Below are 14997 nucleotides of genomic sequence, written 5' to 3' on the forward strand. Positions count from 1 at the left end.
GCCGGCCGCCTGCCCCGCCGGGCCTACGCGCAGAACGCCTCGATCAGCGCCGCGATCTGCTCGGGCTGGTCGTGATGCACCATGTGGCCGGCATCCTCGACGAGCTTCTCGCGCCAGTCCGGGAACGCGGCGAAGCGCGCCTTGAATTCCGGCAGCGGGATGTCGCCGGCGATCTGTGCGAGCGTCGGCGAATTGACGGCCTCGACGTGCAGCACCTTCGCGCGCACCTTCGCCCATACGGCCATCACTTCGTCGAGCCGGTACAGCAGCGGGCCCGGCATCTTGTGCGCGGGATCCGCGAGCAGATGATAGAGGCCGTCGTCGCCGCGCTTCGACCAGTGCGCGGCCAGGAACGCCGCGCGGCGCGGGTCGAGCCGCGGGTTGGTCTTCGTCAGGCGCGCCGCGACGTCGTCGAGCGACGCATACGCGCGCAGCGCAGGCGGCTCGCGCAGCTCGTCGAGCCAGCCGCGCAGCCGGCGCGGCGCCTGTTCGGCACGCGCGGGCGCCAGCCCGAAGCCTTCCAGATCGACCACGCGCCGCACGCGCTCCGGCCGCGCGCCCGCATACAGGCACACGACGTTCGCGCCCATGCTGTGGCCGACCAGGTTCACCTCGCCGGTCGGCGCATAGTGGTCGACCAGCGCATCGAGATCGCCGAGGTAGTCGTGGAACCAGTAGTGGCCCCCGCCCTGCCGCGCGACCGGCCAGTCGGACAGCCCGAAGCCGCGCGCGTCCGGTGCGATCACCTGCCAGTCGCCGGCGAGCGCATCGACGACGAACTGGAACGACGCGGCGACGTCCATCCAGCCGTGCAGCATGAACAGCGTCGGCGCGTCGGGCCGGCCCCAGCGCCGCACATGCAGCCGGACGCCGCGCACCGTGACGAAATCGGAAACAGAACTCGAGGCATTCATTGCAGCCGCCAGAAAAAAGAATGGTCGTTCGATTATAGCGGCGGCGCCCTCGTCGCGGCGGACCGCGCGGCGAGGCACCTCTCTAGCGCCGGCGCCGCGCAGCATTCCGGATCGGCGCTGCCCCGGACCGCTGGCTCAGCCTTGCTCCGCGCGCCCGTCCGCCCCGTCCTGCGCGGCCAGTTCGTCGAGTTCGGCCGGTTCGAACCCGGCGCTGCGCCGCGCATCGAAATTGAACGGGCCGCGCAGGCGCGGCGCCCGATACTGCTCGGCCAGCTCGCGGTAAGTCGGCACGGGATCGCGACCGGCCAGGTCGCACAGATACCGGAACCAGTGGTTGCCGATCGCGACATGGCCGATCTCGTCGCGCAGGATCACGTCGAGAATCGCCGCCGACGCGTCGTCGCCGGCCTGCGCAAGCCTGGCGCGGATCGGCGGCGACGCGTCGAGCCCGCGCGCCTCGAGCGTGCGCGGCACCAGCGCCATGCGCGCGAGCACGTCGTCGCGGGTTCGCTCGCACATCTCCCAGAGTCCGTTGTGCGCGGGAAAATCGCCGTAAACGTGGCCGAACGCCGCCAGCCGCTCGGCCAGCAGCGTGAAGTGATACGCCTCTTCGGCGGCGACCTTCAGCCAGTCCGCATAGAACGCCTCAGGCAGGCCCGCGAAGCGCCACACCGCGTCGAGCGCCAGATTGATCGCATTGAACTCGATATGCGCGAGCGCGTGGAGCAGCACCGCGCGCCCCTCGGGCGAGCGCATGCTGCGCCGCTCGAGCTGGCGCGGCTCGACGAGCACGGGACGCGCCGGGCGCCCGGGCAGGTCGGCCGGCTCGGCCAGCTCGAGGGGCGGCGCGATCGCGGCCTGCCCGGCCAGCAGCGCGTCGTAAAGCGCACGCACCTGCGCCGCCTTGCCGGCCGGCTCGGGCTCGCGCAGCGCGTCGAGCGCGGCGCGGCGCACGCAGGCCTGCGCGTCGAGGGAAGAAGAAGACACCATATTCACCAGCGGGAACGCCGCCGCGCGCATCGCGGGAGCGCATGCACGCGACGGTTTACAATACGTGTTTTCGCCACGGCGCGGCGCGCCCGGCAACGCGCCATTTTACCGGCGCCCATCATCGAAAGAGACCAAGGAGACTCCGTGACGATCTACAAGCTGGGCGATACGGCCCCGACGATTCACGAAAGCGTGTTCGTCGCCGATACGGCGGCCATCATCGGCAAAGTCGTGCTCGAAGAGAACGCGAGCGTCTGGTTCGGCGCGACGATTCGCGGCGACAACGAGACGATCGCCGTCGGTGCGGGCAGCAACGTCCAGGAAGGCGCGGTGCTGCATACCGATCCCGGCTATCCGCTGACGATTGCCGAAAACGTGACGATCGGGCACCAGGCGATGCTGCACGGCTGCACGATCGGCGAGGGTTCGCTGATCGGCATCCAGGCCGTGGTCTTGAATGGTGCGGTCATCGGCCGCAACTGTCTGGTCGGTGCCGGCGCGGTCGTGACGGAAGGCAAGACGTTCCCGGACAACTCGCTGATTCTCGGCGCACCGGCGAAAGTCGTGCGCGAGCTGTCGGCCGACGACATTGCGCGGCTGCGCGCGAACGCGAAGACCTATGTCGAGCGACGCGCGCATTTCAAGGAGCAACTCGTGCGGATCGGGTGATCCGCGCGGATTTCAAGGAAGAAGAGTGAGCGACCAGTTACAGAAATTCATGTTCAATGCGGCGCCCGTGCGCGGCGAGATCGTTTCGCTGCGCAACACGTGGCAGGAAGTGCTCGTCCGCCGCGACTACCCTGCCCCGGTGCGCACGGTGCTCGGCGAGATGATGGCCGCGTGCGCGCTGCTGTCCGCGAACCTGAAATTCAACGGCACCCTCATCATGCAGATCTTCGGCGACGGGCCGGTGAAGATGCTGGTCGTCCAGTGCGGCTCGGATCTGTCGATGCGGGCCACCGCGAAGTTCTCCGGCGAGGCGGCGCAGACGATCGGCGACGACACGAGCTTCGCGGCGCTCGTCAACGCGAGCGGGCACGGCCGCTGCGTGATCACGCTCGACCCGTCCGACAAGCTGCCGGGCCAGCAACCGTACCAGGGCATCGTGCCGCTGAACGGCGTCGACGGCCCGCTCGAATCGGTCTCGCAGGTGCTCGAGCAATACATGCATCACTCGGAGCAGCTCGATACGCGGCTGTGGCTCGCGGCCGATCGCGAGCGCGCGGTCGGCATGCTGCTGCAGAAGCTGCCGGGCGACGGCGGCATCGTGCCGCGCAATGCCGAGACGGACACCGACACGTGGGAACGCGTGTGCACGCTCGGCGGCACGCTGTCCGCGCGCGAACTGCTCGAGGTCGAGCCGGAGGTCGTGTTCCGCCGGCTGTTCTGGCAGGAAAACGTGCAGCACTTCGAACCGGCCGTCACGCGCTTCCAGTGCTCGTGCTCGCGCGAGAAGGTCGGCGCGATGCTGCGCATGCTCGGCCGCGACGAAGTCGACAGCGTGATCGTCGAGCGCGGCCATGTCGAGATCCACTGCGAGTTCTGCAACCAGCGCTACGAATTCGATCCCGTCGACGTCGCGCAGTTGTTCGCGGCCCCCGAGCTCGCCAGCGGCCTCACGCCCGCCGCCGGGCAGCATCACTGAGCCGCGCGCCCGCGCATGCACCATGCGCGGGCGCATAATGATGTACGAGCGCCGCACGCGCTGCGCCACGGCTACAGCCGTCGGCGCCAGCCGTTTCCCGCCGTCGGCGCGCCGCAGGAGAAATTCATGAATCGCCCGTTCCGCACCATCGTCCTGACGAGCGTCGCCGCCGGTACGCTCGTGCTTGCCGGCTGCGCGGTGCAGCCGTCGTCCACGATCCTGAGCCGCCTGCCGGAGCCGGGCGCATCGGGCGGCCAGCCGCCCGCGCTGTCGGCCGCCGAGCGCAAGCGCTACGACGAGATCGACCGGCAGGTGCTGCGCGACCAGAACAATGCGATGGCGGCCGAAGCCGCCGCGCGCGCGTGGTCGTACTATGCGCCGCCGCCGGTGACCGTCTACGGCGGGTATTACGGCGGCGGATGGGGAAATCGCTGGGGCACGGGCATCAGCTACGGCTACCCGGGCTGGTGGTGGTGACGCGCCGCCGATTGACGACTCGCAGGAAATAAAAAAGCGCGGCATTTCCCGCGCTTTTTCAATTCAACCGGTTCGTCGCGCTCAGTGATGCGCGGCCTTGCCCTTGTCGCCGCCGTGATGGCGCGACGGCTTCGCGATCGACTGCGGATTCGGCACGACGCGTACCGGCGCCGCGGAGACCACACCGCGCGTCGACGTGTTCGACGGCGCATTGTTCACGGGCGCGGCGGGCGCATTCGGCGACACGAACTGCACGAATACTTCGCCTTCCTTCACCATGCCCATCTCGTAGCGCGCACGCTCCTCGATGGCGGCGGTGCCGCTTTGCAGATCCTGCACTTCGCCCGCAATCCGCTCGTTGCGCAGCTTTTCATCGGCATTCTTCTGGAGCTGATCGCCGAGCTGCTGACGCAATTCGTGCACCCGCAACCAGCCGCCGTGTCCCCACCATAGGGGGTACTGAATGAGCGCCAGCAAGGCAATCAGGACGACAGTGACAAGCCGCATGTAAGAGACGCAGATATAAGAAGCGCCGCTCCGCGCATCGTGGCACAGAGCGGCGTCGATATGACGAACCCGATAGTAGCGCGTTAGCGCAGGTTATAGAAAGCCGATTTGCCCGGGTAGCTGGCGATGTCGCCGAGATCTTCCTCGATGCGCAGCAGCTGGTTGTACTTCGAGATGCGGTCGCTGCGCGACAGCGAACCCGTCTTGATCTGACCGGCGTTCAGGCCGACCGCGATGTCCGCGATCGTCGAATCTTCCGTTTCGCCCGAGCGGTGCGAGATCACGGCCGTGTAGCCCGCACGCTTGGCCATCTCGATCGCCGCGAACGTTTCGGTCAGCGTACCGATCTGGTTGATCTTGATCAGGATCGAGTTCGCGATGCCCTTCTCGATGCCTTCCTTCAGGATGCGCGTGTTCGTGACGAACAGGTCGTCGCCGACCAGCTGCACCTTCTTGCCCAGGCGCTCGGTCAGCAGCTTCCAGCCTTCCCAGTCGCCTTCGTGCATGCCGTCCTCGATCGACACGATCGGGAACTTGTCGGCGAGCGTCGCGAGGTAGTCGGTGAATTCGGCCGACGACAGTTGCAGGCCTTCACCCGCGAGCTGGTACTTGCCGTCGTGATAGAACTCGGAGGCCGCGCAGTCAAGCGCGAGCAGCACGTCTTCGCCCGCGCGGTAGCCGGCCTTCTCGATCGCCTGCAGGATCGTCGACAGGCATTCGTCGTTGCTGCCGAAGTTCGGCGCGAAGCCGCCTTCGTCGCCGACCGCCGTGCTCATGCCGCGGTCCGACAGGATCTTCTTCAGCGCGTGGAACACTTCGGCGCCGCAGCGCAGCGCTTCGCGGAAGGTCGGCTGGCTGACCGGGACGATCATGAATTCCTGGATGTCCAGGCTATTGTTCGCGTGCGCGCCGCCGTTAACGATGTTCATCATCGGCACCGGCAGCTGCATCGCGCCCGAGCCGCCGAAGTAGCGGTACAGCGGCAGGCCGGCCTCTTCGGCGGCGGCCTTCGCGACGGCCATCGACACGGCCAGCATCGCGTTCGCGCCGAGGCGCGACTTGTTGTCGGTGCCGTCCAGCTCGAGCAGCGTCTTGTCGAGGAACGCCTGTTCCGACGCGTCGAGGCCCATGATGGCTTCGGAGATTTCGGTGTTGATGTGCTCGACTGCCTTCAGCACGCCCTTGCCGTTGTAGCGGCCGGCTTCGCCGTCGCGCAGTTCGATCGCTTCACGCGAGCCGGTGGACGCGCCCGACGGCACCGCCGCGCGGCCCATCGTGCCCGATTCGAGCAGCACGTCGCATTCGACGGTGGGGTTGCCGCGCGAATCCAGAATCTCGCGGCCGATGATATCTACGATTGCACTCATGGGTTTCCTCTGAGAATGACGATGGATTCTTCAAACTGCGGCGGCTCGCGCGTCAATACCGCTTTCGCTACTGACGCGCGAAGCCGCCGCAAGGTTCATTCGGTCTTTAATTGAAATCGTTTTCCAGGAACGGGTTGCGCTTCACCGCCTGGTCGAGCGTGACGAGCGTCTCCAGCAACGCGCTCATCCGGTTCAGCGGCACCGCATTCGGGCCGTCCGACTTCGCCTCGGCCGGATTCGGATGCGTTTCCATGAACAGGCCCGCGACGCCCGTCGCCACCGCCGCGCGCGCGAGCACCGGCACGAATTCGCGCTGGCCGCCCGAACTCGTGCCCTGCCCGCCCGGCAACTGCACCGAGTGGGTCGCGTCGAACACGACCGGCGCGTTCGTCTCGCGCATGATCGCGAGCGCGCGCATGTCGGACACGAGGTTGTTGTAGCCGAACGAGACGCCGCGCTCGCACGCCATGAAGCGGTCTTCGGAGAGCCCCGCTTCACGCGCCGCGTCGCGCGCCTTGTCGATCACGTTCTTCATGTCGTGCGGCGCGAGGAACTGGCCCTTCTTGATGTTGACGGGCTTGCCCGAGCGCGCGCACGCGTGGATGAAGTCGGTCTGGCGGCACAGGAACGCGGGCGTCTGCAGCACGTCGACGACCGACGCGACCGGCTCGATCTCCTCGATCGAATGCACGTCGGTCAGCACCGGCAGGCCGAGCTGGCGCTTCACCTCGGACAGGATCCGCAGTCCCTCGTCCATTCCGAGGCCGCGAAACGACTTGCCCGAGCTGCGATTCGCCTTGTCGTAGGACGACTTGTAGATGAACGGAACGTTCAGCTTCTCGCAGATCTCCTTCAGGCGGCCTGCCGTGTCGATCGTCATCTGCTCCGACTCGACGACGCAGGTTCCCGCGATCAGGAAGAAAGGCTTGTCGAGACCGACCTCGAAATCGCACAGCTTCATGCTTTCACTCCGGCGCGCGCCTGCTTGTTGGCGAGCGCGGCTTCGACAAACGACTTGAACAGGGGATGACCGTCACGCGGCGTGGACGTGAATTCCGGGTGGAACTGCACGCCGACGAACCACGGGTGCATCGAGCGCGGCAGTTCCATCATTTCCGGCAGATCCTCGCTCGGGGTACGCGCGCTGATGATAAGGCCGCCGCTTTCGAGCTGGGGCACGAAGCGGTTATTGACTTCATAACGGTGGCGGTGACGCTCGTTCACGTCCTTGCCGTAGATTTCTTCCGCCATCGTGCCGGGCTTGATCGGGCAGCGCTGCGAGCCGAGGCGCATCGTGCCGCCGAGGTCGGATTCCTCGGTGCGCGTCTCGACCTTGCCTTCGCGGTCGTACCATTCGGTGATCAGCGCGACCACGCGTTCCGGCGTGTCCGGATCGAATTCCGTGCTGTTCGCCTGCTTCAGGCCGACGACGTCGCGCGCGAACTCGATCACCGCGAGCTGCATGCCGAGGCAGATGCCGAGGTACGGCACCTTCGCCTCGCGCGCATAGCGGATCGCCGCGATCTTGCCTTCGGTGCCGCGACGGCCGAAACCGCCCGGGACCAGCACCGCGTCGAGGTGCTTCAGGCTGTCGACGCCGTTCGTCTCGATCTCTTCCGAGTCGATGTACTCGATGTTGACCTTCGTCGACGTGTGCAGCGACGCGTGGCGCAGCGCCTCGATCAGCGACTTGTACGATTCCGTCAGGTCGACGTACTTGCCGACCATGCCGATCGTCACTTCATGCTTCGGGTTCTCGAGCTTCTCGACGAGTTCCGCCCACATGCTGAGGTCGGCGTCGTGCGGCGACAGCTTCAGCTCGTCGCAGATGATCCTGTCGAGGCCCTGGTCGTGCAGCATCTGCGGAATCTTGTAGATGCTGTCGGCGTCCCACACCGAGATCACCGCGTCTTCCGGCACGTTCGAGAACATCGAGATCTTCTTCGATTCGTCGTCCGGGATGCGGCGGTCCGCACGGCACAGCAGCACGTGCGGCAGGATGCCGATCTCGCGCAGCTTCTGCACGCTGTGCTGGGTCGGCTTCGTCTTCAGCTCGCCGGCCGTCGCGACGTACGGCACGAGCGTCAGGTGCACGAAGCACGCGCTGTTGCGGCCGAGGCGCAGGCTCATCTGGCGCGCGGCCTCGAGGAACGGCAGCGACTCGATGTCGCCGACCGTGCCGCCGATCTCGACGATCGCGACGTCGGGCTCGCCGCAGGTGGCCGACGCGGCCCCGCGCTCGATGAACGCCTGGATCTCGTTCGTGATGTGCGGGATGACCTGCACGGTCTTGCCCAGATAGTCGCCGCGGCGCTCCTTGCGGATCACCGATTCGTAGATCTGGCCGGTCGTGAAGTTGTTGGCCTTGCGCATCTTCGTGCTGATGAAGCGCTCATAGTGGCCGAGGTCGAGATCCGTCTCCGCGCCGTCTTCCGTCACGAACACTTCGCCGTGCTGGAACGGGCTCATCGTGCCGGGGTCGACGTTGATGTAGGGATCGAGTTTGAGGAGGGTGACTTTCAGACCGCGCGATTCGAGGATCGCGGCGAGAGAGGCGGCGGCAATACCCTTGCCGAGGGAAGAAACTACGCCGCCGGTGACGAAAACATATTTGGTCATCGCTGGATGCTCGCGGGAAAAACGGATTATACCGTAAAGCCCGCCCTTCTCTCAGCAATTGACGCGATGATCGCGCCCCTTCGCGCTGTGCCGCGCCGGCCGTGCGCGCCGCGCGCAACCGGTCACGCGCGCTTCGCGAGCGGCACCGCGCTTTCGGCCGCGCGCAGCGAATTCAGCATCCGCTGCAATGCCCGGGCGGTCTCGACCGGCCGCTCCATCGGAAACAGGTGGCTGCCTTCGAGCCATTCGATGCGGCCGCGCGACGCCCGCCGCGTCGCCTCGAGACCGACCTGCCGCACCTCGCGCGAACGCGTGCCGGCCAGAAAGCCGAGCGGCACCGGCGCGCCGTGCGCGAGCCGCGGGCCGAGCGTGTGCGGCAGCGTCCGGTAGATCAGGTATTCGACCTGCCGGTCGAACGCGAGCGCGCGCTCGCCGTCGGCGCCCGCCTGCGGAATCCCGTAGTCGATGTAGTCGGCGAGCATCCGCTCGTCCCAGCGCGCGAATGCGGGCTTCTCGCGGAAATGCCGCCACGCTTCGTCGCGGCTCGCCCAGCGCGTGCGCCGGTTGCGTGTCGCGGCGGCCGGCGACAGCCGCTCGTCGAGCCCCGCCCACTGGCTTGCGCGCAGCGCGCCGGCGCGCCAGCCCGCGATGATCGGCGAATCGAGCATCACGACGCCGCGCACCCATTGCGGTTTCCTCAGCGCGGCCATCAACGACAGGTAGCCGCCGAGCGAATGGCCGACCAGCCACACCGGGCGCTCGTAGCGGCTGCCGATGTCGTCGAGCAGCTGCTCGACCAGATGCGGCCAGTCGCGCGTCACCGGATAGCGGCGATCGTGGCCGATCCGCTCGATGTAGCGCAGCTCGTAGTCGTCGGCCAGCTCGGCGAAGATCGTCCGGTACGTCGACGCCGGAAAACCGTTCGCGTGAGAGAAATGCAGGATGTCCTTCAAACGCCGATGCCTCCGTGGTCTTGTCGAACCGGGCGGGCGCCTGCCCGGTTTCCTTGCCCTGCGCCGGGGCGCGCCGACATCGCTGCGGCCCGACGCCCGCCCGCTCACCGATCCATCCAGTAGCGGCGCTGCGCATCGCGGTAGCGCTCGAACGCGAAGCCGCGATCCGCCGGTGCGACGTCGAACCGCACCGCGCCGTCGCGATCGGTGCGCGGCAGCGGAATCGCGCGTGCCGCGTAGCGGGCGAGGACGCTCGGGTGCGGGTGCCCGAAACGGTTTCGATAGCCTACAGGAAATACCGCGACGCGCGGCCCGACCGAGTCGAGGAAAGGCTCGACCGACGAGGTGCGGCTGCCGTGGTGCGGCACCACGAGGATCTGCGCGGCCAGCGCGTCGCGCATCGTATCGACCAGCCGACGCTCGGCATGGGCATCGATATCGCCGGTCAGCAGCGCGGACGTCCCGCCCGCGTCGATGCGCAGCACGCACGACTGCCGGTTCGACGCGCCCGCGCCGGGGCCGCCCGGCGGCCACAGCACCGTGAAATCGACGCCGTCCCAGCGCCAGCGCTGCCCGGCCGCGCACGGCACGCGGTCGGCAACGCCCGCCGCCTGCGCGTCGCGCCACAGCCGGTGGCCGCGCGGAATGCCGGCCAGCAGCTGCCGCACCTGCGCCGACGCATAGACGGCCGGCGCGCCGCCCGCATGATCGGCATCCGCGTGACTGAGCACGAACGCGTCGAGCGTGCGGATGCCGCGTGCGCGCAGCGACGGCGCGACGATGCGCTGGCCCGCGTGGGTCGATTCCGCGCCCGGCCCCGCGTCGAACAGCAAGGTGCGGCGCGCGGTTTCGACCAGCACCGATGCGCCCTGCCCGACATCGAGCACGGTCAGCCGGAAGCCGCCGACGGGCGGCGCGTCGGATGCCGGCGCGACGAGCGGCAGCCATGTGAGCGGCGCGGCCCAGCGCAGCGGCCAGCCGCGCGGCATCAGCATCCAGACGACGCCCACGCACGCGAGCGCCAGCACCGGCCAGCCGGGCATGCGCAGCGCCATCACGCCCGGCGGCCAGTCCGCCAGCCGCCCGAGCAGCGCCATCATCGGTTCGAGCGCAGCATGCGCGAGCCGGAACGCATAAGCGTCGAGCGGCGCGGGCAGCACGAGGCCGGCCAGCACGACCGGCGTGACGACGAAGCTGACCCACGGAATCGCGAACGCGTTGCCGAGCGGCCCCGACACCGAGATCTGCGCGAACCACGCGGCCGTCAGCGGCGCGAGTCCGATCGTCACCGCGTATTGCACGCGGGCCGCCTCGGCCACGCGTCGCGCCGCGCGCCGGCTCCATGTGCGCAGCCTTTGCCACGGAGCGGCAACTGCGTCGCCGTCCGCTTCGGCATCGTCATCGCGCACCGCGCGCCAGCCGGCGACCGACAGCAGGATGACCGCGACCGCACCGAACGACAGCCAGAACCCGGCCGACAGCACGGCCCACGGGTCGGCCAGCAGCACGCCGCCGAGCGCCGCGCACAGCACCGCCGAGGTCGGCACGCCGCGCCCGGCCAGATACGCGACGCCGCCGGCCGCGATCATCCACCATGCGCGCTGCGCCGGCACGTTGAAACCGGCCAGCGTCGCGTAGGCGGCGGCGCCGCCCAGCGCCGCAAGCGCCGCCGCGTAAGGCGCCGGCACCGCGAGCGTCGCGGCCCGCGTGCGCCAGCGCAGGCGACGCCAGATCATCGACGCGAGCCCGGCCGCAAAGGCGCCGACGAGTCCAACATGCAGCCCGGAGATGGCGACCAGATGACTCGTGCCGGTATTGCGCAGCACGCGCCAGTCGCCGTCGCCGATGCCCGACTGGTCGCCGATCGCGAGTGCCGCGACGATGCCGCGATGCAACGCGTCGGCACCGAGCACGTCGGCGATGCGTGCGCGCAGCGCGTCGCGCAGCCGGTCGATCGACGCGCGCAATCCCGCCGCGCGCGCATCGACCAGCACCGCGCGCTGCGGCGCGGCCACGTAGCCGATCGCGCGAATGCCCGCGGCCAGCCACGCCGCCTCGCTGTCGCGCACGCCCGGATTCGCTTCGGCATGCGGACGCTTCAGCCGCACGACCAGCCGCCAGCGCTGCGCGGCGCGCAGCTCGGGCACGGCGTCGCGGCTCGCAGCCGCATCATGGGTGCGCCACGACAGCCGGATCAGCTTCGGAAAACGGGCGAGCCCCGCATCGTTCGATTCGACGGCGAGCAGCAGCCGCGCGCCCGACGCGTCGACCACGGGCAGCCCGCGGATCACGCCCGTGACGACGATGTCGCGCCTTTCCCACTCGACCGGCAGGCTGTCGCGCAGCCGCCACTCGGCGCGCCCTGCCGCATAGCCGAACCCCGCGACGCCGGCCGCGACCGCGCACAGCGCCCAGCCGAGCACGACGCCGGCGCGCGTGCGCGGCCGGCGCATGCGCCGCGCGTACAACGCAGCGCACCCGGACAGCACGACCGCGATGGCGATCCACGCAAACGCGCCCGGCAACGCCGCCTGCCGCTGCAACACGACGACGCCGAGCGCGAACGCCATCCATCCCACGCGCATTGCGCCTCCTTGCCGACACGACGCCGCACTGCATGCGGCGCCTTCCGGCAACGATTATGCGGACGAAAGCGCGAGTCGCGGCAGCGCGGCGAGCGCGTTGGCCGTTGTGGAGAGGCTCAGCGCATGCGCGTCGATGCCGCGCAGTTCGGCGAGCACGTCGCCGATGCGCGGCACCTGGTCGGGCGTATTGCGGGATTTGTACGCCCATTCGGGCGCGATGTCGGGTGCGTCGGTCTCGACGACGATCGCCTCGAGCGGCAGCTGCGCGGCAAGCCGGCGGATCTGCAGCGCACGCGCGAAGGTCACGTTGCCGCCGAAGCCGAGATGCAGCCCGTGCGCGAGATACGCATCGGCCTGCTGAAAACTGCCGTTGAATGCATGGGCGATGCCGCGCCGCACGTCGAAGCGCCGCAGCCCCGCCAGCACGCGATCCTGCGACTTGCGCACGTGGCACAGCACGGGCAGGTCGAATTCGCGCGCGAGCCTGAGCTGCCCCTGATAGAAGAACTGCTGCCGCGCTTCGTCGAGCCCCGGCACGAAGTAGTCGAGGCCGATCTCGCCGATCGCGACGAAGCGCGGATCGTCGAGGCTCGCCTCGATCTCCATGCGCAGCCGGTCGAGATCCTCGTCGCGCGCATGCGGCGTATACATCGGGTGGATGCCGAGCGCATAGGCCGCGCCCGGCGTGCGCGCGGCCAGCTCGCGCACCGTCGTGAAGTTGTCGCGGCCGATGCTCGGGATCACGATGCGCGACACGCCGGCCGCGCGCGCCGCGTGCGCGACCGCGTCGCGGTCGGCGTCGAATTCGGCCGCATCGAGATGGCAGTGCGTGTCGATCCACATGTCGGGCACTCCTGCGCCCCGCCGTCCGCGCCGCCGCGCGGGGCGGCAGGCGGCAGCCCGGAGCGGCGGGCGTTGGGTCAGACCGGCAGCGCCGGCTCTTCGTGCAGCACGCCGTCGCGCAACCGCATGATGCGATCGCAGCGCGCGGCGAGATCGGGGTCGTGCGTGACGATCACGAAGCTCGTGTTCAGCGTCTCCGACAACTCGAGCATCAGGTTGAACACGGTATCGGCCGTCGTGCCGTCGAGGTTGCCGGTCGGCTCGTCGGCGAGCACGCAGGCCGGCTGCGTGACCAGCGCGCGCGCGATCGCGACGCGCTGCCGTTCGCCGCCGGACAGCTCGCCCGGCCGATGCTTCGCGCGCGGGCCGAGCCCGACGCGCTCGAGCATCGCCTGGGCCTGCGCGCGCGCGTCTTCGGTCGTCATCCGGCGAATCCGCAGCGGCATCGCGACGTTGTCGAGCGCGGTGAACTCCGGCAGCAGATGATGGAACTGGTAGACAAAGCCGAGCGCGCGATTGCGCAGCTCGTTGCGCTCGCGCTCCGCGAGCTGCGTAAACGGCTTGCCGAGCAGCGACACCTCGCCCGCGCTCGGCTCGTCGAGCCCGCCCAGCACGTGCAGCAGCGTGCTCTTGCCGGAGCCCGACGCGCCGACGACCGCGAGCTTCTCGCCGCGCCGCACCGTCAGCTCGGTATTGTCGAGCACCTGCACGTTGAAGCCGCCCTGCACGAACGCCTTCGTGATCCCGCGCGCCTGAAGCACGTAATCCTGCATACCTGCCGAATCCTGTCTGATGTGTTGTCGTGAATCCGCGAATGCGGTCGCGTGGTCATTCATAGCGCAGCGCCTCCGCCGGCTTCACCTTCGCGCCGCGCCAGCTCGGATAGAGCGTCGCGACCGCCGACAGCGCGAACGCGATCAGGCCGATCCTGATCACGTCGCTCGCGACGAGTTCGGACGGCAGCTCGCTGATGAAATACACGGACGGCGGCAGGAACTGCACGCCGAACAGATGCTCGATCATCGGGATCAGCCACGGAATGCTCCACGCGATCAGGCAGCCGAGCGCGACGCCCGACGCCGTGCCGACGAAGCCGATCGTCACGCCCTGCACGACGAAGATCTTCATGATCGAGCCGGGCTGCGCGCCGAGCGTGCGCAGGATCGCGATGTCGGCCTGCTTGTTCGTGACCGTCATCACGAGCGACGACACGAGGTTGAACGCGGCCACCGCGATGATCAGCGTGAGGATGATGAACATCATCCGCTTCTCGATCTGCACGGCCGAGAACCAGGTCTTGTTCTGCTGCGTCCAGTCGCGGATGTACAGGCTGCCCGACAGCGTATGCGACAGCTCGAGCGCGACCTGCGGCGCCTTCTGCATGTCCTTGAGCCGCAGCCGCACGCCGGTCGGCGCGGACATCCGGAACAGCGCCTCGGCGTCGCGGATGTCGATCATCGCGAGCGTGCTGTCGTATTCGTAATGCCCCGATTCGAACACGCCGACGACCGTGAACTGCTTGAGCCGCGGCATCATGCCGGCCGGCGTGATCGAGCCTTCGGGCGCAACCAGCGTGATCTTGTCGCCGACCGTCACGCCGAGATTGCCGGCGAGCGCGTCGCCGAGCACGATGCCGAACTGGCCCGGCACCAGCGCGCTCAGCTGCCCGGCCTTCATGTCCTTGCCGATGTCCGACACCTGCGGTTCGAGCGACGGCTCGACGCCGCGCAGCATCACGCCGCTCACCGCGTCCTGGCGCGTGAGCAGCGCCTGCGCTTCGACATACGGCGCGGCGCCGATCACCGACGGGTTGCGGCGCGCTTCCTGCGCGGTCAGCTGCCAGTCGGGCATCGAGCCGGTCGGCGAGAAGATCTCGACGTGCGCGAGCACCGACAGCATGCGGTCGCGCACTTCCTTCTGGAAGCCGTTCATCACCGACAGCACGACGATCAGCGCAGCGACGCCGAGCGCGATCCCGAGCATCGACACGAGCGCGATGAAGGAAATGAAGCCGTTGCCGGTCGTACGTTTGCCGGCGCGCGTGTAGCGCCAGCCGATCTGCCATTCATACGGAAGTTTCAAGCGAATCCTTTCTGC

14 protein-coding genes are annotated in these 14997 nt (G+C 68.7%); 3 read left to right on the forward strand and 11 right to left on the reverse strand.

What is annotated here, in order from left to right; all coding sequences use genetic code 11:
* Positions 1 to 23: 23 nt before the first annotated feature.
* Positions 24 to 914, reverse strand: coding sequence for an alpha/beta fold hydrolase (locus WS57_RS29155; RefSeq protein WP_040127750.1), 891 nt, complete (start codon positions 912 to 914; stop codon positions 24 to 26).
* 135 nt (positions 915 to 1049) lie between these two features.
* Positions 1050 to 1904: a ferritin-like domain-containing protein gene (locus WS57_RS29160; RefSeq protein ID WP_196787370.1), complete on the reverse strand. Its 855-nt coding sequence runs from the start codon at positions 1902 to 1904 to the stop codon at positions 1050 to 1052.
* Between the two features lie 144 nt (positions 1905 to 2048).
* Here WS57_RS29160 and WS57_RS29165 point away from each other — a divergent pair, with 144 nt between their 5' ends.
* The 3 genes from WS57_RS29165 (at position 2049) to WS57_RS29175 (ending at position 4026) form a co-directional block, all read left to right on the forward strand.
* Complete coding sequence (locus WS57_RS29165) at positions 2049 to 2573, forward strand: gamma carbonic anhydrase family protein (RefSeq protein WP_059518833.1); 525 nt, start codon at positions 2049 to 2051, stop codon at positions 2571 to 2573.
* Between the two features lie 25 nt (positions 2574 to 2598).
* Entirely contained in the window at positions 2599 to 3549 is a 951-nt protein-coding gene (hslO, locus tag WS57_RS29170) for an Hsp33 family molecular chaperone HslO (RefSeq protein ID WP_009689670.1), read from the forward strand.
* Between the two features lie 126 nt (positions 3550 to 3675).
* Positions 3676 to 4026: a hypothetical protein gene (locus tag WS57_RS29175; RefSeq protein WP_059481361.1), complete on the forward strand. Its 351-nt coding sequence runs from the start codon at positions 3676 to 3678 to the stop codon at positions 4024 to 4026.
* 81 nt (positions 4027 to 4107) lie between these two features.
* Here WS57_RS29175 and ftsB read toward each other — a convergent pair whose 3' ends face one another.
* The 9 genes from ftsB to WS57_RS29220 form a co-directional block, all read right to left on the reverse strand.
* On the reverse strand, positions 4108 to 4533 hold the full coding sequence (ftsB, locus tag WS57_RS29180) for a cell division protein FtsB (RefSeq protein ID WP_059518835.1): 426 nt from the start codon (positions 4531 to 4533) through the stop codon (positions 4108 to 4110).
* Between the two features lie 83 nt (positions 4534 to 4616).
* Positions 4617 to 5900 carry a phosphopyruvate hydratase gene (gene eno / locus WS57_RS29185; protein WP_009689673.1) on the reverse strand — a complete coding sequence of 428 codons (1284 nt, stop codon included), beginning with the start codon at positions 5898 to 5900 and terminating at the stop codon, positions 4617 to 4619.
* A 106-nt stretch (positions 5901 to 6006) separates the two neighbouring features.
* Positions 6007 to 6861, reverse strand: a complete 855-nt coding sequence (kdsA, locus tag WS57_RS29190) for a 3-deoxy-8-phosphooctulonate synthase (protein ID WP_009689674.1) — start codon at positions 6859 to 6861, stop codon at positions 6007 to 6009.
* Positions 6858 to 8519: a CTP synthase gene (locus WS57_RS29195; protein ID WP_009689675.1), complete on the reverse strand. Its 1662-nt coding sequence runs from the start codon at positions 8517 to 8519 to the stop codon at positions 6858 to 6860. Before WS57_RS29195 ends, kdsA begins: the two co-directional genes overlap by 4 nt.
* Positions 8520 to 8641: 122 nt before the next feature.
* Positions 8642 to 9472 carry an alpha/beta fold hydrolase gene (locus WS57_RS29200; protein WP_040127752.1) on the reverse strand — a complete coding sequence of 277 codons (831 nt, stop codon included), beginning with the start codon at positions 9470 to 9472 and terminating at the stop codon, positions 8642 to 8644.
* A gap of 104 nt (positions 9473 to 9576) precedes the next feature.
* Positions 9577 to 12057, reverse strand: a complete 2481-nt coding sequence (locus WS57_RS29205) for a DNA internalization-related competence protein ComEC/Rec2 (protein ID WP_069245193.1) — start codon at positions 12055 to 12057, stop codon at positions 9577 to 9579.
* Positions 12058 to 12111: 54 nt separating this feature from the next.
* A complete protein-coding gene (locus WS57_RS29210) occupies positions 12112 to 12900 on the reverse strand; it encodes a TatD family hydrolase (protein WP_009691165.1) in 789 nt (262 codons plus the stop codon).
* A gap of 77 nt (positions 12901 to 12977) precedes the next feature.
* The gene (lolD, locus tag WS57_RS29215) at positions 12978 to 13736 is read right to left on the reverse strand and encodes a lipoprotein-releasing ABC transporter ATP-binding protein LolD (RefSeq protein ID WP_080292932.1); all 759 of its coding nucleotides are present in this window, start codon (positions 13734 to 13736) and stop codon (positions 12978 to 12980) included.
* A complete protein-coding gene (locus WS57_RS29220) occupies positions 13729 to 14982 on the reverse strand; it encodes a lipoprotein-releasing ABC transporter permease subunit (RefSeq protein ID WP_009695684.1) in 1254 nt (417 codons plus the stop codon). Before WS57_RS29220 ends, lolD begins: the two co-directional genes overlap by 8 nt.
* Positions 14983 to 14997 lie beyond the last annotated feature (15 nt).

This window comes from Burkholderia pseudomultivorans, assembly GCF_001718415.1.
GTDB classification, from domain to species: Bacteria; Pseudomonadota; Gammaproteobacteria; order Burkholderiales; family Burkholderiaceae; genus Burkholderia; species Burkholderia pseudomultivorans_A.

Coding starts and splice junctions, on each gene's coding strand:
- WS57_RS29175 (WP_059481361.1), top strand. CDS start 3,676: ATGAATCGCCCGTTCCGCACCATCGTCCTGACGAGCGTCGCCGCCGGT.
- WS57_RS29195 (WP_009689675.1), bottom strand. CDS start 8,519: ATGACCAAATATGTTTTCGTCACCGGCGGCGTAGTTTCTTCCCTCGGC.
- WS57_RS29160 (WP_196787370.1), bottom strand. CDS start 1,904: ATGGTGTCTTCTTCTTCCCTCGACGCGCAGGCCTGCGTGCGCCGCGCC.
- WS57_RS29210 (WP_009691165.1), bottom strand. CDS start 12,900: ATGTGGATCGACACGCACTGCCATCTCGATGCGGCCGAATTCGACGCC.
- ftsB (WP_059518835.1), bottom strand. CDS start 4,533: ATGCGGCTTGTCACTGTCGTCCTGATTGCCTTGCTGGCGCTCATTCAG.
- kdsA (WP_009689674.1), bottom strand. CDS start 6,861: ATGAAGCTGTGCGATTTCGAGGTCGGTCTCGACAAGCCTTTCTTCCTG.
- eno (WP_009689673.1), bottom strand. CDS start 5,900: ATGAGTGCAATCGTAGATATCATCGGCCGCGAGATTCTGGATTCGCGC.
- WS57_RS29155 (WP_040127750.1), bottom strand. CDS start 914: ATGAATGCCTCGAGTTCTGTTTCCGATTTCGTCACGGTGCGCGGCGTC.
- lolD (WP_080292932.1), bottom strand. CDS start 13,736: ATGAATGACCACGCGACCGCATTCGCGGATTCACGACAACACATCAGA.
- WS57_RS29205 (WP_069245193.1), bottom strand. CDS start 12,057: ATGCGCGTGGGATGGATGGCGTTCGCGCTCGGCGTCGTCGTGTTGCAG.